The following is an 18690-nucleotide window of genomic DNA, read 5'->3' on the forward strand; positions in this document are numbered from 1 at the left end:
CCCTCCGTTGTGCCCACTCCTGACCCAAAGGTGATCACCCATGCCCTCTCACACCCCTGCCCCTGCCTCCCAACTCGACGTCGCCGCCAACCTGTTGGCCCTCCTGCGCGACTCCACCACCGAACCCCGCCCCGACGACCAGTTGGAGGCCCTCACCCTGGCCGTGGCCGCCGATCTGCCCGTTCTGCTGTGGGGCGAGCCGGGCATCGGCAAGACGGCGGCGCTGACACAGCTCGCCGCCGCCCTGGACCTGCCGCTGACCACGGTGATCGCCAGCGTGCACGAACCGTCCGACTTCTCGGGGCTGCCCGTGGTCGGGGACGATCCCGCGACCCAGGGCGTGCCGATGGCCCCGCCGGACTGGGCGGTCCGGCTGGTGCGGGCCGGACGGGGATTGCTGTTCCTGGACGAGCTGTCCACCGCGCCGCCCGCCGTGCAGGCCGCGCTGCTGCGTCTGGTGCTGGAGCGGCGGATCGGCGCGCTCCGGCTGCCGCCGGGCGTGCGGATCGTGGCGGCCGCCAACCCCCGTTCCTCGGCGGCCGACGGCTGGGAGCTGAGCCCGCCGCTGGCCAACCGGTTCGTCCATCTCCAGTGGACCCACGACCACGAGGTCGTCGTACGCGGACTCGGCGGGACCTGGCCCCGGGCGACCCTGCCACCGCTGGACCCGCACAAACTCCCGGAGGCCGTGGACTTCGCCCGTCGCGCGGTGTGCGGGCTGCTCGCCGCGCGGCCCACCCTCGTGCACCGGCTGCCCACCGGGGAGACCCGGCGGGGCGGGCCCTGGCCGTCGCCCCGGAGCTGGGACATGACGCTGTCCCTGATCGCCTTCGCGACCGCGGCCGGCTCCTCGCGGGACGTGCTCTCCTCGCTGGTCCGGGGCACTGTCGGCGACGGCCCCGGGCTGGAACTGCTGGCGAGCCTGGACCGGCTCGACCTCCCCGACCCCGAGGAGGTGCTCGCCGATCCGGCGGGGGCGGTCCTGCCCGAGCGGGGAGACCTGCGGCAGGCCGTGCTCGACGGTGTGGTGGCGGCCGTACGCGCCCGTCCGGACCGGACCCGCTGGGACGCGGCCTGGGCGGTGCTGGTCAGGGCGCTTGAGACCGGGGCCCCGGACCTGGTGGTCGTGCCCGCGACCACACTCGCCTCGCTGCGCCAGGAGGACTGGGACCTGCCGGCGGCGATCGACAGGTTCGCCGGGACGGTGGCGCTGTCCCGGCGGGCGGACCGGGCGGCGCTCGCCGCCGAGGCCCGCCGTTGAGTACGGACACCCGCGAGAGGGCGGGCTCCTTGGACCGGGACAAACTCTTCGCTGCCCGCCTTCATGCCGCCCGGGTCCGCCCCTACCTGGCCACCGCGCTCTTCGCCCTGCACACCGTCGAGTCGAAGCGGGTGCCGACGATGGCCGTCGACCGGCACTGGCGCTGCTATGTCTCGCCGGCGTTCGTGGACCGGATGCCGGTGGAGGAGCTGGCGGGCGTGTGGGTGCACGAGGTGTCGCATCTGCTGCGCGACCATCACGGGCGCGGTGACCGGGTCGCCCGGGAGCGCGGGCTGACCGGGGTGGGAGACCGGCTGCGGATGAACATCGCCGCCGACTGCGAGATCAACGACGACGTGTACGGCGACGGGCTGGTCCAACCCCGGGATGCCGTTCTCCCGTATCGCCTGCGGCTGGACGCGGGTCGACTGATGGAGGAGTACCTGAAGGACATCAGCCTCGGGCCGCTCACGCTGGACCTGTCCTGGCTGGACTGCGGCAGCGGCGCCGACGGTCTGGAGCGCGAGTGGGACCTGGGCCCCGACGGCGCGGACGGGCTGAGCGAGCAGGAGCGGGACGCGGTCCGCTTCCGGGTGGCGCAGGGCATCAACGCGCACCCCGGCCGCGCCCCGAAGGGCTGGCGGCGCTGGGCGGAGGAGGCGTTCCATCCGCCGCAGCCGTGGCGGGACCTGCTGGGCGCGGCGATGCGCTCGGCGGTCTCCGGGGCCGGCGCGGGCGACGACTACAGCTACGGCCGTCCGTCGCGGCGCTCGGCGGGCGTGCCCGGCGCGGTGCTGCCGAGCCTGCGGCGCCGGCCACCCCGGGTCTGCGTGATCATCGACACCTCCGGCTCGGTCAGCGACGACGAACTGGGCAGCGCGCTCCTGGAGGTCGCCGCGATCGCCCGTGCCGTGGGCGGCCGTCGTGACCTGGTCCAGGTGCTGTCGTGCGACGCGGCGGCGGGGGTCGCGCGTTCGCTGTGCCGCGCCGAGGGCATCCCGCTGGTCGGCGGCGGGGGGACGGATCTGCGCACCGGCTTCGACAGGGCGCTGCGCTCGCGGCCCCGGCCGGACGTCGTCGTGGCCCTCACCGACGGCCAGACGCCCTGGCCCGCTGCGCGGCCATCCTGCCGTACGGTGATCGGGCTGTTCCCCCGCGAGGGAGTGAGCGAGGCGCGGCGCGAGAACAATCCCGAGTACGTGCCGAAGTCACCGCCCGCATGGGCCCGGGTGGTGGAGATCGGCGCACCAGGCCGCGGACAGGGCGGCTGATCCCAGGTCGGCCACGGGGTGGACGTGGAGGTGGTCGGCCACGAGATCATGGGGGCCTGCGATGTCCGGAGCACTTTGCGCGCCTGGGCGGGAGGAGCGTCATGACCAATGTCGACGTGCACCAGCATCTGTGGAGCCCCTCGCTGGTGACGGCCTTGAGGTCGCGCCGCGAACCGCCGTATCTCGACGGCTGGACCCTGTATCTGGACGGTGAGCCGCCCTACGACCTTCCTCCCGCCGACCACGACGTGAGCCTGCGCGCGGAACTCGCCGCCGCCGACGGCCTCGGCCTGGCGCTCGTCTCGCTGTCCGCGCCGATCGGTGTGGAGTGGCTGCCCGCGGCCGAGGCACGGCCCCTGCTGGACGCCTATCACGAGGGGGCGGCCGCGCTTCCCCGGCCGTTCGGGGCGTGGGCCGCCGCCGGTGTGCGGGACATCGATGCCAAGGCGACGGCACAGGCCCTCGACCAGGGGTTCGTCGGTCTGCAGCTGCCCGCGAACGCCCTTGCGGACGCGGCCGGTTACGCCCGGTGCGCCCCGCTGCTGGATCTGCTGGAGGAGCGCGGCCTGCCGCTGTTCGTCCACCCGGGACCGGCGGCGGGCGGTTTTGAGGGGCCCGGCTGGTGGCCCGCGATGGTCCCCTACGTCCAGCAGATGCACGCCGCCTGGTTCGCGTTCCGTGCCCACGGCCGGCCCCGCCACCCCCGCCTTCGGGTGTGCTTCGCCCTGCTCGCCGGACTCGCCCCGCTGCACGGGGAGCGGTTCGCCGCCCGCGGGGGCGGCGTGAGCACACAGGCGGACCCGTTGGTCTTCGTGGAGACGTCCTCGTACGGGCCCCGGGCGGTCGAGTCCGTTGTCCGGGCTCTCGGTGTGGACTCCGTGGTCCAGGGTTCGGACCGGCCGTACGCGGAGCCGCCGCAGCATCCCGGGCACGGTCTGGGCGGAGCGGCGGCGTACGCGTTCCGCATCGCCAACCCACGGCGGCTGCTCACCGAGGCCCCGGACCAGGGACAAGTCAATTAATGGCAACGATTTTCATATAACAGCCACCAGACCTGTTTACGACAATCATTTCCATCTAGCGTGAGGGGGCAATCAGAACCGCGCTTGGAGGAACCATGCTCACGTCCCCGTCCCGCCGTCTGGCGCTGCTCGCCGGCGCCTCCGTCGCCCTGCTGGCAGGGTGCGGCAGTTCCACGGACTCCGGGAGCGACGGGAGCGCGTCCGCGGCCCCGGCCGCGGCGTCCAAGGTCGCCGTCGTCGCCTCCACGAACGTGTACGGCGACATCGTCTCGCGCATAGGCGGCGACAGGGTCTCCGTCACCTCGGTCATCAGCGACCCCGACCAGGACCCGCACTCCTACGAGGCCAGCACCCAGAACCAGTTGGCCCTGTCGAAGGCGAAGGTCGTCGTCGAGAACGGCGGCGGCTACGACGACTTCGTGGACCGGATGCTGAAGAGCGGCGGCAACTCCTCCGCCGAGGTGATCAACGCGGTGCAGGTCTCCGGTCACACCGCGCCCAAGGGGGGCGAGCTCAACGAGCACGTCTGGTACGACTTCCCCACCGTCGCGAAGATCACCGACCGCATCGCCGCCGCCCTCGGCAAGGCCGACCCCGCGAACGCCGCCGTCTACACCAAGAACGCCGCCGCCTTCAAGGCGGAACTGAAGCCGCTGGAGGCGAAGGAGGCGCAGATCAAGAAGGAGCACGGCGGATCGGCGATCGCCATCACCGAGCCCGTGCCGCTGTACATGACCGGGGCGAGCGGCCTGGTCGACAGGACGCCCGCGGAGTTCAGCGAGGCCATCGAGGAGGGCACGGACGTCTCCCCGAAGGTCCTTCAGGAAGCGCTCGCCCTCTTCACCGACAAGCAGGTCAAGGCGCTGGTGTACAACGCGCAGACCTCGGGACCGCAGACCGAGAAGTCCGAGCAGGCGGCCAGGGCGGCGGGCATCCCGGTGGTTCCGCTGACGGAGACCCTGCCGAGCGGCAAGAACTACCTCGCCTGGATGACCGGCAACGTCGACGCGCTCGCGAACGCCCTGGCCAAGTGAGCCCGATATCCCCACCGGTGATCAGCCTGCGCGGCGCCGCACTGTCGTACGGCGCCCGCACGGTCTGGCACGGTCTCGAACTCGACGTCCGGCCAGGGGAGTTCCTCGCGGTGCTGGGTCCGAACGGAGCCGGCAAGACCAGCTTCGTACGGGCCCTGCTGGGCCGACAGCCGCTGTCCGCCGGGGAGTTGACGGTCCTCGGCCGCGCTCCCCGCGAAGCGGCCCGGCACATCGGGTACGTCCCGCAGCAGGCGGCACTGTCGGCGCAGGCGATGCTCCGCGCCCGCGACCTTGTGCGGTTCGGCATCGACGGGCACCGCTTCGGGCCACGGATGCGAACGGCCGCCGTACGCAGGCGCGTCGACGAGATCCTCACGTCCGTGGGCGCCTCGGCCTACGCCGACGTGCCCGTCGGCCTGCTCTCCGGCGGCGAGCGTCAGCGCGTCCGGATCGGACAGGCCCTCGCGACCGACCCCCGGATCCTGTTGTGCGACGAGCCATTGCTCTCCCTGGACCTCCATCACCAGCGCGCCGTCACCGAGTTGGTGGACGCCCGCCGACGCACCCACGGCACGGCGGTCGTGTTCGTGACCCACGAGATCAACCCGGTGCTCGACCTGGTGGACCGGGTCCTCTATCTGGCACCCGGCGCCCACCGCGTGGGCACCCCCGACGAGGTCCTCACCTCCGAGTCCCTGTCCCGGCTGTACGGCACCCGGGTCGACGTCGTCCACGTGCACGGCCGGGTCGTGGTGGTCGGCGCCCTGGACGAGCACGCGCACCACGTGCCCGAGGAGGTCCACCCATGACCGTCTGGCACGAGCTGTTCAACTTCGAGGACTACGGCGAACTCCTCGCCCTGGTCCGCAACTCCCTCATCGTCGGCGCGGCCCTCGGGCTGGTCGGCGGCCTCGCCGGGGTCTTCGTCGCGATGCGCGACCTGCCGTTCGCGGTCCACAGCATCAGCGAGCTGTCGTTCGCGGGCGCCTCCGGAGCACTGCTACTGGGCCTGAACATCGTGGCGGGCTCGATCACCGGATCGCTCCTGGCAGCCGGGGCGATCGGTGTGCTCGGCAGCCGCGCGCGCGACCGCAACTCGGTGATCGGCATTCTCATGCCGTTCGGACTGGGTCTCGGGGTGCTCTTCCTCGCCCTCTACAAGGGCCGCGCGGCGAACAAGTTCGGTCTGCTCACCGGCCAGATCGTCGCCGTGGACACCCCTCAGACGACCTGGTTGCTCATCACCTCCGCGGTGGTCCTGATCGCCCTCGCGGTGATGTGGCGCCCGCTCACCTTCGCCAGCGCCGACCCCGACGTCGCCGAGGCCCGCGGGGTCCCGGTGCGCGGACTCTCCTTCGCGTTCATGATCGTGCTGGGCCTCGCGGTGGCCCTGTCGGTCCAGGTCGTGGGCGCCCTGCTGGTCCTGTCCCTGCTGATCACCCCCGCCGCGGCCGCCGCCCGCGTCACCTCGTCGCCGGTCCTGCTCCCCCTGCTCAGCGTGGGCTTCGCCCTGGTGTCGATCGAGGGCGGCATCCTGCTCGCCCTGGGCAGCAGCATCCCCATCAGCCCCTACGTCACGACGATCTCGTTCGCCCTCTACGTCGGCTGCGGCGCGGTCGGCAGATACCGGGCCCGTCGCCGGGGTGCCCTGCGAACGGCGGTTCCGGTGCCCGCCTGAACCGGGCTCAACCGTCGCGCTCCCGGACCGCGCGCGGTGACGCGCCCAGCTCCTTGCGGCAGGTCTTGTTGAACGCCTGGAGGTCGGGGATCCCGACGGTCGCCGCGATCGCCGGGATCGCCAGCGTCGAGGCGATGAGCAGATGCCGGGCGCGTTCCATGCGGCGGCGCCGGATGTGGGCGACGACCGTGTGCCCGGTGTCCTCGCGGAACAGCCGGGTGAGGTGCGTGTGCGAGACCCCGGCGACCCGGGCGATGCCGGGCACGGTCAGGGGGCCGGCCAGATGCTCCTCGATGTACGCGACGGCCGTGCGCAGCGCGGGGTGCCGGGAACCGGGGCGGCTCTCGGTGGCGCCGGTGAGGCCGGTCGTGCGCCACAGCACCGTCCACAGCTCGGCGGCGGCCCGGACCGGGGACTGGGCGCTCGCCGCGAGCGTCTGGCGCAGCAGCCCGCGCAGGACGACCGCGTCCGCGCCGGCGTCCTGCATCACCGGGACCCGGCGCCGCTCGCCGTCGCCCGGCAGCCGGAAGTGGGCGTACAGGTGCTCGCAGCGCGTGGCGTCGTAGTGGAAGTGCACCTCGGTGTCGGGCGGGACCAGGCTCAGGTACCCGGGGCGGATCGGGTGCCGGGAGCCGCCGAGTTCGAGGGTGCCGGAGTAGCCGTAGAGATGGAGCTGCCACAGCCGTGGCAGCCGGAACACATCGTGCGGGCCTGCGGAGCCGTGCACGCCGACGCCCGCGTTCTCCACGTGGGGCGGCTGGTCGAGGGCCAGGTCGACATGGCGGGTCATGGTGGAAAATTACCAGTGGTCGCCGATTACGGCCCACGACTTCCGGGTCGGCAGTTCCTACGGTTGTCGCATGTCAACCACACGACAGCTGTTGAGCTCCGCACAGGTGGCGCGGTTCGTGGCCCACGGATTCCTGCACCTGGACGGCATCGTGCCCCCGGAGATGAACGAGGAGGCGCTCGAAGTCTTCGCCGCCGGACTGCACGCCGTGCCGTACGGCACTCCCGTGCCGAAGGCCTTCGCCGAGGGTTCCTTCGCCCGCCGACTCCTCGAACTGCCCGCCGTGGCAGGCGCGCTGGAGAGTCTGGTGGGTCCGGATCCGGCCGTCGACCACCATTTCGTGCACACCCGTGAACCGCGTGAGGGCAGCGCGCAGCCGCTGCACGCCGACGCCCTCATCGATCTGCGGCAGGACGCGTTCGACGTCCAGCTCATGTACTACCCGCAGGAGGTCACCGCCGAGATGGGCGGCACCCTCATCGTCCCCGGCAGCCATCTGCGCCGCGTCAACGAGTCCGACACCGGCCGCTACCAGAACCTGCTCGGCCAGACCCGGCTGACCTGCCCCGCCGGCACGGTCGTCCTGCTGCACCACGGCATCTGGCACGGCGGACGACGCAACGACAGCGACACCGTGCGCCACATGTACAAGATCCGCTTCAACCCGAGCGTGCCTCAGGTACGGCTGTGGGACACGGCGGACCTGGACACTCCGGCCGTCCGCGAGGAGCTGGCACACGGTTTCCCCTGGTACGAGCAGGCCACCGGGCGCCTGGAGATCCTCAACCGGATCAAGCTGTGGCGTTCCCTGTCCGGCGACCCCGGCTTCGACATCGACCACTGGGCCACCCGCATCGCCAACCGGCCCGCCGCGGCACAGAGGAGCAAGGCGTGAACCTTTCCAGCACCGTGCGCCAGCAGGTTCTCGTCCTCTATCTGCACACCTCCGCGCTCGACTCCCGGGTCGTCGGCTGGGCCCGCTACGACGGTACCGGCGCCACCCGCCCCACGACCGGGGACAGCGACGAGCCGCCGTACGGGACGGGCGTCGCCGCCCTGGAGGACGGCTGGCGGCTGTTCCAGGCCGCGCAGCTCGTCCCGCCGTACCCGGGGGTGGAGCAGGAGACCTCGTTCCTCAAGCACGAGTTCTTCTTCGAGAAGCTCGTCGAGCGGGGGCCTGCCGACAGCGGATGAGATACAGCTCATAGCTTCGACAGCTCGAATATGGTCCAATACGCCATAAGTATGACGAAACGGACTCCATTCTTCGAGGAATCACACCTGATGACCCACCCTCGCGTGTCCGGCCGCTCCACTCCCGGCCTCCCTTCGGAGACCCTTCGGGAGCTGTCGGAGGCGGCCCGGCTCGCGGCGACGGGGCAGGCACCGGCCGAGCTGTGGGCGGCTCGCCGGTTCCTGGAGGGGACACAGGCGGCCATCGCGGTCCTGGACACGGAACTGCGCTATCTCTACCTCAACGAAGCTCTGGCGGACGTCAACGGGCTGCCGGTCCAGGAGCACCTCGGCCGGCCCATGCCGGAGGTGATCCCGGGCTCCGGGGCATCGGCGGAGGTGGCGCGCGAGGTGCTCCGCACCGGCCGGCCGCAGACCGTGGTCTTCGACGGCCGGGTGCCCGTCGACCCGGCGGACGTGCAGCGCTGGTGGCTCGGCGCCTTCCACCGGCTCGCCGGCGACAATGGCGAGATCCTCGGCGTCGCCGCCGTCGTCATGGAGGTCACCGAGGGCATCCGGCAGCGCGAGTCGCTGCGGCGGGCCCAGGCGCGCCTGGAACTGCTGGAGGAGACCGCCGCCCGGGTCGGCGGCACGCTCGACGCGGCCGACGCCTGCCGGGCGCTGACCGATCTGCTGGTGCCGCGGTTCGCCGACTACGCCGTCGTGGACGTGCTCGACCCCGAGGGCACGCGCAGGGCACCGGCCACCCCCGTGCCGGTACGGCTGCGCCGCATGGCGGTGGCCGCCGCTCCCGGTATGCCGGAGCCGCTCGCCCCCGTGACCAGAAGCGGAGAGGTGATCTTCCACCAGGCCACCTCGTCGATGGCTCGGGTGCTGACCGGGCACAAGCCCGTCGTGCTCAACCGGCCCGACGACGACACCGTGCGCCTCCTCGCCCCCACACGCCGGCGCCTGGAGCGCTACCGGGCCCTGGAGCTGCACTCCGTGGCCTATCTGCCCCTCATGGCCGGCGGTGAGCCCGTCGGGGCCGTCATCGTGGGGCGCAGGGCGGACTCCCCCGAGTTCACCCAGGACGACGTCGAGCTGCTGGAGCAGCTGACCTCGCGGGCCGCGACGGGCATCGGCCACGCCCTGCGCTACACCCACGAGCACGAGACCGCGCTGGAGATGCAGCGCGCCTTCCTGGCCACCCCGCACATACCGGGCCCGGGTGTGGAGATCGCCAGCCGCTATCTCCCCGCCGGACGCGGCGCCGAGGTCGGCGGGGACTGGTACGACGCCGTCGCCCTGCCGTGCGGGCGCACCCTGCTCGTGGTCGGGGACGTCATGGGACACGGAGTGCGTGCCGCGGCGGCCATGAGCGAGTACCGCTCCCTGCTCCGCGCGCTGGCTCTGCAGGGGCTCGCCCCCGACCGGCTGCTCGCCGAGGCGGACCGCACCGCCCACGCACTCGACCTGGACCGTGTCGCCACGTGTGTCCTGGCCCTCCTGGACCCCGCCGCCGGGCACGTGGTGCTGGCCACCGCCGGCCATGTCCCGCCCCTGCTGGTCCGGCCGGGCACCGCCCCCGAACTCGCGGACCTTCCCGTCGGTCCTCCGCTGGGCACGGGCTTCGGCGGGTACGACAGCCGGCTCTGTCCGCTGCCGCCGGGCACTCTGCTGCTGGCCTACACCGACGGGCTCGTGGAGCGGCGCGGCGAGGACATCGACATCGGCCTCGCCGCGCTCGCCGCGATGCCCATCACCGCCGCGCACGCCCTCCCGGACGTCCTGAACGCCGTCCTCGACCGACTGGCGCCCGCCGGTTCGGAGGACGACGTCACGCTGCTCGCCGCCCGCACCCTGTGAGCGCGGCTCGGACCCCGGTGACCTGACTGGTCCGGGTCCGGCGGGAGGCCACGCCGCTGTGCTCGTCCGGGCCGAACACAACACCGGCCGGCCTGCCCCGGTAGAGCGCGGCATGGCGTGCCCGATGGTGTCGTCGTGCCGGACAGCGGTCACCCGGTCGGTGGCCCTGCCCAGGTTCTTCCGGTGATCGCCGAAGAGGCCGCAGCCGTAGGTGTTCACGACGGCGCCCCCTTGCGCGGGTCGATGTCCGCGAGCCTGCACGGGCCTTTCGGCCGAGGCGGCGGAGCAGGCCCGGGGACTTCGGAACCAGCGGGATCCCACACACCGGCGGGGCGTCATCTTCGGCCCTCCGAAGGCCAGTTGTGGCCCAGAAGACGGTCTCGTCGGGGTGGCGTTCAGTCAACGGGGGACAGTCCCGAAGACTCCCGCCGCCGGCCACGGCAGCGCGCATACGGTCCGGCCATCCGGCGGACGGACCCAGCAGGGCCCGCCGCGAACCACAGGCACAAGGGAGGCCCCGTGGCGAGTGTGGAAGTGTCGTTGAAGGAGATGCTGGCCGGGACGGAAGGGGCGATGGCCGCAGCGGTCGTCGACTACACCAGCGGGATGGCGCTGGGCACGCTGGGCGGCAGCAAGGACCTGGACATGACGGTCGCGGCGGCCGGCAACACCGATGTCATCCGGGCCAAGGTGCGCACCATGGAACAGCTGGGGCTCAAGAGCAGCATCGAGGACATCCTGATCACGCTCGGGAGTCAGTACCACCTCATCCGCCTGGTGACCGGCCGCAACGGCAACGGACTGTTCCTGTACCTGGTCCTCGACAAAGCCCGCTCGAATCTGGCGATGGCGCGCCACCAACTCAAGCGTGTGGAAGAGCAGTTGGAGGTCTAGCCCGCTCCCGGTCAAGGATGCCGTGCGGCCTTCATGTGAAGACTTCTTCAAGTCGCCACATCCACATGAGTCCATTCCGTGGCCGCCCGGCGTCCCTGGCCAGCAGGATCGGCACCGACGACCCGTACCGTCCGGCAGGGAGCGAGCACCCATGCACGTCCCCCTCTACCAGGCCAAGGCGGACTTCTTCCGCATGCTCGGCCACCCCGTGCGCATCCGCGTCCTGGAGCTGCTCCAGCACGGGCCCGTGCCCGTCCGCGACCTGCTCGCCGACATCGACATCGAGCCCTCCAGCCTCTCCCAGCAACTGGCCGTCCTACGGCGTTCCGGCATCGTCGTGTCCATCCGGGAGGGCTCCACGGTGAGTTACGCGCTCGCCGGCGGCGACGTCGCCGAACTCCTGCGCGCCGCCCGCCGTATCCTCACCGAGCTCCTGGCCGGCCAGAACCAACTCCTCACCCAGCTCCAACAGGCCGACACCGCCGTACCGTCGGCTCCCCCGCCGCCGCCCGGACCCCCGGCGGGAAACCTCCTCACAGACCGGGGCAGCCCTCGTCCGACCCCCTGACCCCGCGACCACCGCCGTAGACCACTTCGGCGGTGACCGGATCGGCGGACGGACGGGTGAAGCGGTACGCGGCGGCGGCCGTGCAGACCACCTGCCGCACGGCGACGCCGCTCAACGGGCCTGTGTCCGCGGGCAGTCGGATCGACATCGCATCACCGTTCACCGTCACCGTCGGGCCGTCCGGCGACGGCTGCCCGGTGGCGTCGGCGCTGGCGGGCGGGGGCGCCATGGAGGTCGGCAGCGCCGGGATCTCGGTGGAGACGTCCTCGCCCGAACGCCCCTCCCCCGACATCGGACCGGCCAGCAGCAGCCGCAGCGCCGCCGCGGGGTCGCCGGGCAGTTCGGTCGTGCGCGGCATGGCGACGAGTCCGCCGTCCCTGACGAAGTAGACGGGCGTGATCGGCAGGGTTCCGCTGGCGGGACCGCCGGCCTCCACCACACCGGTCGCGGGGATCCCGCAGGAGGTGAGCACGAGGAGCGTCAACGGCAGGACGCGGTGCAGGGCCTTCATGACCAGTTCTCCTCAGGCGACTCGTCCCGCCTCAGCGGCAGTTCTACGGTGAAGACGGCGCCGCCCTCCGGGTGGTTGGCCGCGCGGACGGTGCCGCCGTGGATCCGGACGTTCTCGGCGGTGATCGACAGGCCGAGGCCGCTGCCCTCGGAGCGGATCCTGGCGGTGTCCGACTTGTAGAACCGTTCGAAGACGTGCGGCAGTACGTCGTGCGGGATGCCGGGGCCGCTGTCCCGTACCTCGATGACGGCCACCGCGTCCGCCGCGCTCAGGCGCACCCGGACCGGAAGGGTGCCGTGCTTCAGCGCGTTGCCGACCAGGTTGGCGACGATCACGTCGAGGCGGCGCGGATCGACCCGTCCGCGTACCGCATGCGGGGGCGGCAGTTCGGTGCCCACCGTGTCCGTCCAGCCGCGGGAGGCGAGGGTGCGCCGGATCGACTCGGCGAGGTCGATCTCGTCGAGGTGCAGCACCGCCGCGCCCGCGTCGAAGCGGGAGATCTCCATCAAGTCGTCGACGAGACGGGCGAGTTTCACGGTCTCCTCGCTGATCAGGCGGACCGCGGTGGCCGTGTCCGGGTCCAGCCCGGCGGCGTCCTCGTCGAGGACGTCGGTGACCGCGGACATGGCGGCGAGCGGGGTGCGCAGTTCGTGCGAGACGTCCGCGGCGAAGCGGCGGGCCCGGGCCTCCATCTCGCGCAGCTCCGCGACCGACGTCTCCAGGGCGGCGGCGGTCTCGTTGAACGTGTGGGACAGGTCGGCGAGTTCGTCGGAGCCGTTGACCGCGAGCCGGGTGTCCAGGCGTCCTTCGGCGATCCGGCGGGTGGCGTGCCGCAGCTTCCGCACCGGCACCAGTACCCCGCGGGCGGCGAGGAGGGCGAGCACGACGGCGAGCGCCAGGGCCGCCACCATGGCCCGTTCGACGGCGGTGACCAGAGCGTCCACGTAGGCCTGTTCGGTCGTCTGCGGGACGACCAGGAAGACCCGGACGCCGGTGGCCGTCCTGGCCGGGTCCGGGGCGCCGAACGTGATCGACATGCCGACGACGAGGGAGGTGCGGCCCTCCTCGCGCACCCGCTGGAAGACGGTCGCCTTGCTGGAACCGACGGCCGCGCGCACAGCGGGCGTCACCTCGGTGAAGGCGTCGCCGGGGACGGAGGAGCCGCTGAGGTCCCCGTACGTCACCAGCACGCGCCAGCTGCCCTGCGCCTCGGTGTCCGCCACCTTCTCCGCGAACCGCTGCAACGCCGGCTCGTCCGGCGGATGGCCGAGTTCGGCCGCGTGCTGGTTGAGCTGGGCCCGCAGCTGTCGTATGACAGCGTCCTGACTCTGCTGGAGCACTCCGGTACGCGCCTCCCGGAAGGTCAGGGCACCGGTCGTGATGGCCGCGACGGCGGCGACGAGCCCGAAGGCCACCACCAGACGGGCGCGCAGCCCGCGCATCCTTCGCGTCCGCACGGGTCCTCCCGGCCTTCGCGTCCTCACGGCGCCGCGAAGCGGTAGCCGAAACCGCGCACGGTGTGGATGTAGCGAGGCGCGCGGGGCGGCTCGGACATCTTGGTGCGCAGTCGTTTGACGCAGGCGTCCACCAGGCGGGCGTCGCCGTGGTAGTCGTGTTCCCAGACCGCTTCCAGGAGTTGCTGGCGGCTGAACACCTGGCCCGGTGAGGCGGAGAGGGTGAGCAGCAGCCGTAACTCGGAGGGGGCGAGGGCGATCGGATCGCCGTCGAGCGCGACGGTCAGGCCGGCCCGGTCCACGGCCAGGTCGCCGTAGGTGTCGATCTTCGGCAGTCCCTCGGTGCCGGACGTGCTCCCCGCCGACCGGCGCAGGACGGCGCGTATGCGCGCGTCGAGCACGCGGGCCAGTACGGGTTTGACGACATAGTCGTCGGCGCCGGCCTCCAAACCGACAACGATGTCCACTTCGTCACCCCGCGCCGTCGCCATGATGATCGGCAGGGTCTGGTCGACGGCCCGGATGCCCCGGCACACGTCGAGGCCGGTCATTCCGGGGAGCATCAGATCGAGGATCACGATGTCCGGCCGGAAGGACCGCAGCCGGTCCATCCCCTCCTCACCGGTCGCGGTGGCAGCGACGTCGTGGCCCTGACGGCGCAGCGCCAGGGCGACACCCTCGCGGACAGCGGGGTCGTCTTCGATCAGCAGTACACGTGACATGCGCACAGTATCCACAGGGACATGACCACACGGAGCGTTATCGCTTCGTTATCTTCCGGGCCAGGTCCGATCACATGGCGATCACATCGTGAACGACCGTGACAGCGCACAAACGGAACCCCGCCGGCCACCGTCGCCGCAAGCACTCCCAGCGGAGCGCCCATCGGCAACTGACGGGCGGCCTGGCCGCGTTGGCGGCCTTCGCAGCCGTCGGTGGCGCGGTGGTGGCGTGGCTGCCGTCCGATACCGAACGCCCCTCCGAGGCGCCCTCGGCCGTCGGGAGCCCGGAGCCGCAGAGGACGACCGAGTCACCCAGACCGTCCCGGCCCCCGTCCGGCGCTCCTGCCCGCCCTTCCACGACGCCCCTCCCCGAGAGCGGACCGGGGACCTTCGTCACCGCGTCCGGCGGGAGCGGACGAGTCGGCAAGGGCACACCCCTGCGCTACCGGGTCGAGGTGGAGAACGGCATCACGATCACGCCCGACGACGTCGCCGCGCAGGTGGAGCGGACCCTGGCCGACCCTCGCGGCTGGACGGCGGACGGCCACTCGGCGTTCCAGCGGGTGTCGAGCGGCCCCACCGACTTCGTGGTCCGCCTCGCCACCCCGGCGACCGTCGACAAGATCTGCGCCGAGGGCGGCCTGGACACCGGCGGCGAGGTCAACTGCAGCGTGAACCACAACGTGATGGTCAACCTCAGACGCTGGGTGCTGGCGACCGAGTTCTACCCGAAGGACGTCGTCGGGTACCGCGCCCTGATCATCAACCACGAGGTGGGCCACTTCCTCGGCCACGGCCATGTCACGTGCCCGGGCAAGGGGCAGCCGGCCCCGGCGATGATGCAGCAGATCAAGGGCCTGCTCGGCTGCGTCCCCAACGTCTGGCCGTACGACAGCGACGGCCGTCTCGTCACGGGGCCCTCCGTCCCGTGACGCCCTGACTTCCCTGTTGGTCCTCCCAACCGGGTCCCCCCGACGAACTGGAGTTCAGATGGAGTTACGCGTACGCCGCAGACACGCGTCCCTGGCCGCGGGAGTGGCTTCCGTGACCCTGGTACTGGCCGGGCTGCCGGCCGGTGCGGGAGCCGTCGACGGCCGTGCCGAGAAGAGCGCCCGTACCGCCTCCGCGGTGCGGACGGTCACCCTGGTCACCGGGGACCGGGTCCGGGTGGACGGCACCGGACAGGTCTCGGGAGTGGAGCGGGCGCAGGGCCGCCAGCGCGTGCCGTTCTCGATCCGGGTCGTGGCCGGCCACACCCGGGTCGTCCCCGGTGACGCCGAACTGCTGCTGGCCAAGGGCACGTTGGACCCGCGGCTGTTCGACGTCACGCAGCTGATCAAGGACGGCTACGACGACGCGGGCCGTTCCGACCTGCCGGTGATCGTCACGTTCCGAGGCAAGAAGGCCCCCTCGACGAGTCCGTTCACCGAGGCCGGTGCGCGGATGGGCCGTCAACTGCCCGTCGTCAACGGCAGGGCGATGCGATCCGCGAAGAAGCGTGGCACCGGGTTCTGGAAAGCCCTGACCCACAACTCCGCAGCGGGCAGCGCGGAGTTCACCGCCGCGACGGGCGTGGAGAAGCTGTGGCTCGACGGCAGGCGCAAGGCCTCCCTCGACAAAAGCGTCCCGCAGATCGGCGCACCGACCGCCTGGGCCGCTGGATTCGACGGCACCGGCACCAAGGTCGCCGTACTGGACACCGGCATCGACACCGGCCATCCCGACCTGGCGGGCAAGGTGATCGCGGAGCAGGACTTCAGCGGCACCGGCACCACCGCCGACAAGTTCGGCCACGGCACCCACGTGGCGTCCACCGTGGCCGGCAGCGGCGCGAAGTCGGGCGGGAAGTACAAGGGGGTCGCACCGGGCGCCCAGCTCCTCAACGGCAAGGTCCTGGACGACAACGGCGGCGGCAGCGACTCCGGGATCATCGCCGGCATGGAGTGGGCGGTGGCCCAGGGCGCGGACGTCGTCAACCTGAGCCTGGGCGGCACCGACTCCCCCGGCATCGACCCGATGGAAGAGGCCGTCAACCGGCTCTCCGCCGAGTCGGACAGCCTCTTCGTCATCGCGGCCGGCAACGAGGGCGACGGCGAACGGACCGTCGGCTCACCCGGCAGCGCCGCGTCCGCGCTCACCGTCGGCGCGGTCGACAAGTCCGACGCGCTGGCCGACTTCTCCAGCCGCGGTCCGCGTGTCGGCGACAGCGGCGTCAAGCCGGACCTGACCGCGCCCGGTGTCGCCATCACGGCCGCGGCCGCCGCGGGCAGTTCCCTGGAGGAGTGGTACCCCTCCGACGTCCCCGGGTACCTCACGATCGACGGCACCTCCATGGCCACCCCGCATGTCGCGGGCGCCGCCGCGCTCCTCGCGCAGCAGCACCCCGACTGGAGCGGCGAGCGCCTGAAGGCGGTGCTCACCGGCTCGGCGAAGCCGGGAGCGTACAGCTCCTTCCAGCAGGGCACCGGACGGGTCGACGTGGTCCGGGCGCTGGACCAGGGCGTCGTCACCGAGCAGGGGCCCGTCGACTTCGGCGTCCAGCAGTGGCCCCACGACGACGACAAGGCGGTGACCAAGCAGCTGACCTACCGCAACCTCGGCACCGAGCCGGTCACCCTCGACCTGTCCGTCGACGCCTACGCGGTGGACGGAAAGCCCGCCCCCGAGGGCATGTTCGCCGTCTCCCCGCAGCACGTCACCGTTCCGGCGGGCGGCGAGGCGAGCGCCGAGGTCACCGCGGACACCCGCACCGGCACCGGCACCGTGGACGGCAGCTTCGGCGGCTCGGTGTCGGCCACCTCGGCCGACGGCAAAGTACAGGTGCGGTCCGCCGTCGGCGTGGAGCGCGAGGTCGAGTCGTACTCGCTGACACTCAGGCACACCGACGAGGACGGCAAGCCGACCGGCGACGCCCTCACCGCCGTCTCGGACCTCAACGGCGACTTCTACGCCGAGTACGCCGACGAGCAGGACGGCGAGCTGACGGTACGGCTGCCCAAGGCCGACTACCTCCTCACCGGGCTGATCCACCCGTCGTTGTCGTCCGCCGAACACGCGGTGCTGATCCAGCCCAGGCTGCGGCTGGACAAGGACACGACGGTCGACGTGGACGCGCGGCAGGCGAAGCCGGTGGACATCACCGTGCCCGACCCGGCCGCCGTGAACAACGATGCCGGGGTCGCGATCGGCTACGGGCGGGGCGAGGGACAGGACGACGCCTCCCTCCAGTTCCTGCTGCCCACCTTCGAGGGCTCCCGGTTCGGGCGGCTCGGCCCGGACGAGCCCGTGGACGGGCTGAAGTCGCTGTACTCCGGCGACTGGGCCGCCCCGGACAAGGAAGGCAACCCGGTCAACTACCACCTGGGCTGGTACCGCGAGGGCAACCTGGACGGTTTCACCGCGAAGGTCGCGCGCAAGCAACTGGCCAAGGTGAACCTCCAGGTGGGCGAGCCGGTCGAGGGCCGTCGCGTCCAGGCCGAGGTCACCGCACACATGCCCGACGGCCGGCTGGTGACCGGCTGGGGGGACATGCGCGGGGACCTGCCGTTCCGGAGCACCGAGTACATCCTCGACAACGGAGTGAAGTGGTCGCTGCGCACCTGGCAGGTCTCGGGTGAAGTCAGGGACTCGGTCTTCGAAGGCTTCCAGATGCGCATGCCGAGGACCTGGCAGGCCGGCCGCACCTACCAGGAGCGGTTCGCCGTGGGCGTCTTCGGCCCGGTCATGAACCGGCCCGAGGACCTCGGAGTGGCCAGGGGCTACCCCGGCGCAGGCCGCTCCGGGAACACCCTCAGGGCCTACCTGCCACTGTTCGGCGACGGCTCCGGGCACTGGGGCATCAGCAACGCGGCCTCGGGGACGTCAAGGCTGGAGGCGAACGGCAAGGAGATCACGGACGACTACGACACCCCGGTGACCGACGGTCTCACCGAGTACACGCTCCCGGCGCAGGACACCGCGTACAAGCTGACGGTCGACAGCTCCCGCGACCCGGCCGTGTACGGGGTCAGCACCCGCGTCCACGTGGAGTGGACCTTCCGCTCGGCCACGACCCCCGAGGGTGACTTCGCCGCACTGCCGCTGTCGACGATCCGCTTCAGCCCCGACCTGACTCTCGCCGGCACGGCGAAGGCGGGCAGGCGCTTCGAGGTCCCGTTCACCGTCGAGGGCGCAGCGGCGGGACACCGCCCGGCGAAGCTCGCGTTCCAGGTGTCGTACGACGACGGCGCCACCTGGCAGCGGGCCACGTCCGTCGGCGGCACGCACCTGTCCGTCAAGCACCCGGCGAAGGCGGGCTCCGTCTCCCTGCGCGCCGAACTGACCGACCGGGACGGCAACACCCTGACCCAGACGATCGAAAGGGCGTATCTCACCACCTCGTGACCCCTCGCACGCGCCGCTGCCCGGGACGGCCTCGCCGCTGTCCCGGGCAGCGGCGCGTCG

At 72.0% G+C, this 18690-nt stretch carries 17 protein-coding genes; 13 read left to right on the top strand and 4 right to left on the bottom strand.

The genetic code is table 11. From position 1 onward, the window contains the following. The first annotated feature begins 40 nt into the window (after nucleotides 1-40). From OHT57_RS06825 to OHT57_RS06850, 6 genes are all read left to right on the top strand, one after another. A complete protein-coding gene (locus OHT57_RS06825; protein WP_328745138.1) occupies nucleotides 41-1261 on the top strand; it encodes a MoxR family ATPase in 1221 nt (406 codons plus the stop codon). Continuing rightward, nucleotides 1258-2532, top strand: coding sequence for a vWA domain-containing protein (locus tag OHT57_RS06830; protein WP_328745139.1), 1275 nt, complete (start codon nucleotides 1258-1260; stop codon nucleotides 2530-2532). The genes OHT57_RS06825 and OHT57_RS06830 overlap by 4 nt, the downstream gene beginning before the upstream one ends. Nucleotides 2533-2633: 101 nt before the next feature. Continuing rightward, nucleotides 2634-3554, top strand: a complete 921-nt coding sequence (locus OHT57_RS06835; RefSeq protein ID WP_328745140.1) for an amidohydrolase family protein — start codon at nucleotides 2634-2636, stop codon at nucleotides 3552-3554. 95 nt (nucleotides 3555-3649) lie between these two features. Continuing rightward, nucleotides 3650-4588 (top strand): metal ABC transporter solute-binding protein, Zn/Mn family, encoded by a 939-nt coding sequence (locus tag OHT57_RS06840; RefSeq protein ID WP_328745141.1) that lies wholly within the window; start codon nucleotides 3650-3652, stop codon nucleotides 4586-4588. Further along, the gene (locus tag OHT57_RS06845) at nucleotides 4585-5397 is read left to right on the top strand and encodes a metal ABC transporter ATP-binding protein (RefSeq protein ID WP_328745142.1); all 813 of its coding nucleotides are present in this window, start codon (nucleotides 4585-4587) and stop codon (nucleotides 5395-5397) included. Before OHT57_RS06840 ends, OHT57_RS06845 begins: the two co-directional genes overlap by 4 nt. Continuing rightward, nucleotides 5394-6266: a metal ABC transporter permease gene (locus tag OHT57_RS06850; protein WP_328745143.1), complete on the top strand. Its 873-nt coding sequence runs from the start codon at nucleotides 5394-5396 to the stop codon at nucleotides 6264-6266. Before OHT57_RS06845 ends, OHT57_RS06850 begins: the two co-directional genes overlap by 4 nt. A 7-nt stretch (nucleotides 6267-6273) precedes the next feature. Here the strand turns inward: OHT57_RS06850 and OHT57_RS06855 are convergent, their stop codons facing one another. Next, entirely contained in the window at nucleotides 6274-7056 is a 783-nt protein-coding gene (locus OHT57_RS06855; RefSeq protein WP_328745144.1) for an AraC family transcriptional regulator, read from the bottom strand. Nucleotides 7057-7126: 70 nt separating this feature from the next. On the opposite strand from OHT57_RS06855, the gene OHT57_RS06860 reads away from it, so the two are divergent. From OHT57_RS06860 to OHT57_RS06880, 5 genes are all read left to right on the top strand, one after another. Further along, nucleotides 7127-7951 (top strand): phytanoyl-CoA dioxygenase family protein, encoded by an 825-nt coding sequence (locus tag OHT57_RS06860; RefSeq protein ID WP_328745145.1) that lies wholly within the window; start codon nucleotides 7127-7129, stop codon nucleotides 7949-7951. Further along, the gene (locus OHT57_RS06865; RefSeq protein WP_328745146.1) at nucleotides 7948-8250 is read left to right on the top strand and encodes a hypothetical protein; all 303 of its coding nucleotides are present in this window, start codon (nucleotides 7948-7950) and stop codon (nucleotides 8248-8250) included. The genes OHT57_RS06860 and OHT57_RS06865 overlap by 4 nt, the downstream gene beginning before the upstream one ends. Before the next feature lie 90 nt (nucleotides 8251-8340). After that, nucleotides 8341-10098, top strand: a complete 1758-nt coding sequence (locus tag OHT57_RS06870) for a SpoIIE family protein phosphatase (protein WP_328745147.1) — start codon at nucleotides 8341-8343, stop codon at nucleotides 10096-10098. 519 nt (nucleotides 10099-10617) lie between these two features. Beyond that, entirely contained in the window at nucleotides 10618-10992 is a 375-nt protein-coding gene (locus OHT57_RS06875) for a hypothetical protein (RefSeq protein ID WP_328745148.1), read from the top strand. 151 nt (nucleotides 10993-11143) lie between these two features. Then, complete coding sequence (locus tag OHT57_RS06880; protein ID WP_328745149.1) at nucleotides 11144-11560, top strand: ArsR/SmtB family transcription factor; 417 nt, start codon at nucleotides 11144-11146, stop codon at nucleotides 11558-11560. Here OHT57_RS06880 and OHT57_RS06885 read toward each other — a convergent pair. Genes OHT57_RS06885 through OHT57_RS06895 form a run of 3 tightly spaced genes read right to left on the bottom strand, consistent with a single transcriptional unit; the run spans nucleotide 11526 to nucleotide 14247 of the window. Next, nucleotides 11526-12071, bottom strand: a complete 546-nt coding sequence (locus OHT57_RS06885; RefSeq protein ID WP_328745150.1) for a hypothetical protein — start codon at nucleotides 12069-12071, stop codon at nucleotides 11526-11528. The two genes, OHT57_RS06880 and OHT57_RS06885, sit on opposite strands and share 35 nt — an antisense overlap. Continuing rightward, a complete protein-coding gene (locus tag OHT57_RS06890; RefSeq protein WP_328753134.1) occupies nucleotides 12068-13513 on the bottom strand; it encodes a HAMP domain-containing sensor histidine kinase in 1446 nt (481 codons plus the stop codon). The genes OHT57_RS06885 and OHT57_RS06890 overlap by 4 nt, the downstream gene beginning before the upstream one ends. A gap of 38 nt (nucleotides 13514-13551) precedes the next feature. Beyond that, nucleotides 13552-14247, bottom strand: coding sequence for a response regulator transcription factor (locus tag OHT57_RS06895; RefSeq protein ID WP_328745151.1), 696 nt, complete (start codon nucleotides 14245-14247; stop codon nucleotides 13552-13554). Between the two features lie 98 nt (nucleotides 14248-14345). On the opposite strand from OHT57_RS06895, the gene OHT57_RS06900 reads away from it, so the two are divergent. Then, nucleotides 14346-15179 carry a DUF3152 domain-containing protein gene (locus OHT57_RS06900; RefSeq protein ID WP_328745152.1) on the top strand — a complete coding sequence of 278 codons (834 nt, stop codon included), beginning with the start codon at nucleotides 14346-14348 and terminating at the stop codon, nucleotides 15177-15179. Between the two features lie 58 nt (nucleotides 15180-15237). Beyond that, a complete protein-coding gene (locus OHT57_RS06905; protein ID WP_328745153.1) occupies nucleotides 15238-18630 on the top strand; it encodes a S8 family peptidase in 3393 nt (1130 codons plus the stop codon). Nucleotides 18631-18690 lie beyond the last annotated feature (60 nt).

The organism is Streptomyces sp. NBC_00285 (genome assembly GCF_036174265.1).
In the GTDB taxonomy this organism is placed as follows: domain Bacteria; phylum Actinomycetota; class Actinomycetes; order Streptomycetales; family Streptomycetaceae; genus Streptomyces.

Coding starts and splice junctions, on each gene's coding strand:
- OHT57_RS06825 (WP_328745138.1), top strand. CDS start 41: ATGCCCTCTCACACCCCTGCCCCTGCCTCCCAACTCGACGTCGCCGCC.
- OHT57_RS06835 (WP_328745140.1), top strand. CDS start 2,634: ATGACCAATGTCGACGTGCACCAGCATCTGTGGAGCCCCTCGCTGGTG.
- OHT57_RS06840 (WP_328745141.1), top strand. CDS start 3,650: ATGCTCACGTCCCCGTCCCGCCGTCTGGCGCTGCTCGCCGGCGCCTCC.
- OHT57_RS06850 (WP_328745143.1), top strand. CDS start 5,394: ATGACCGTCTGGCACGAGCTGTTCAACTTCGAGGACTACGGCGAACTC.
- OHT57_RS06855 (WP_328745144.1), bottom strand. CDS start 7,056: ATGACCCGCCATGTCGACCTGGCCCTCGACCAGCCGCCCCACGTGGAG.
- OHT57_RS06860 (WP_328745145.1), top strand. CDS start 7,127: ATGTCAACCACACGACAGCTGTTGAGCTCCGCACAGGTGGCGCGGTTC.
- OHT57_RS06870 (WP_328745147.1), top strand. CDS start 8,341: ATGACCCACCCTCGCGTGTCCGGCCGCTCCACTCCCGGCCTCCCTTCG.
- OHT57_RS06880 (WP_328745149.1), top strand. CDS start 11,144: ATGCACGTCCCCCTCTACCAGGCCAAGGCGGACTTCTTCCGCATGCTC.
- OHT57_RS06885 (WP_328745150.1), bottom strand. CDS start 12,071: ATGAAGGCCCTGCACCGCGTCCTGCCGTTGACGCTCCTCGTGCTCACC.
- OHT57_RS06890 (WP_328753134.1), bottom strand. CDS start 13,513: ATGCGCGGGCTGCGCGCCCGTCTGGTGGTGGCCTTCGGGCTCGTCGCC.
- OHT57_RS06895 (WP_328745151.1), bottom strand. CDS start 14,247: ATGTCACGTGTACTGCTGATCGAAGACGACCCCGCTGTCCGCGAGGGT.
- OHT57_RS06905 (WP_328745153.1), top strand. CDS start 15,238: ATGGAGTTACGCGTACGCCGCAGACACGCGTCCCTGGCCGCGGGAGTG.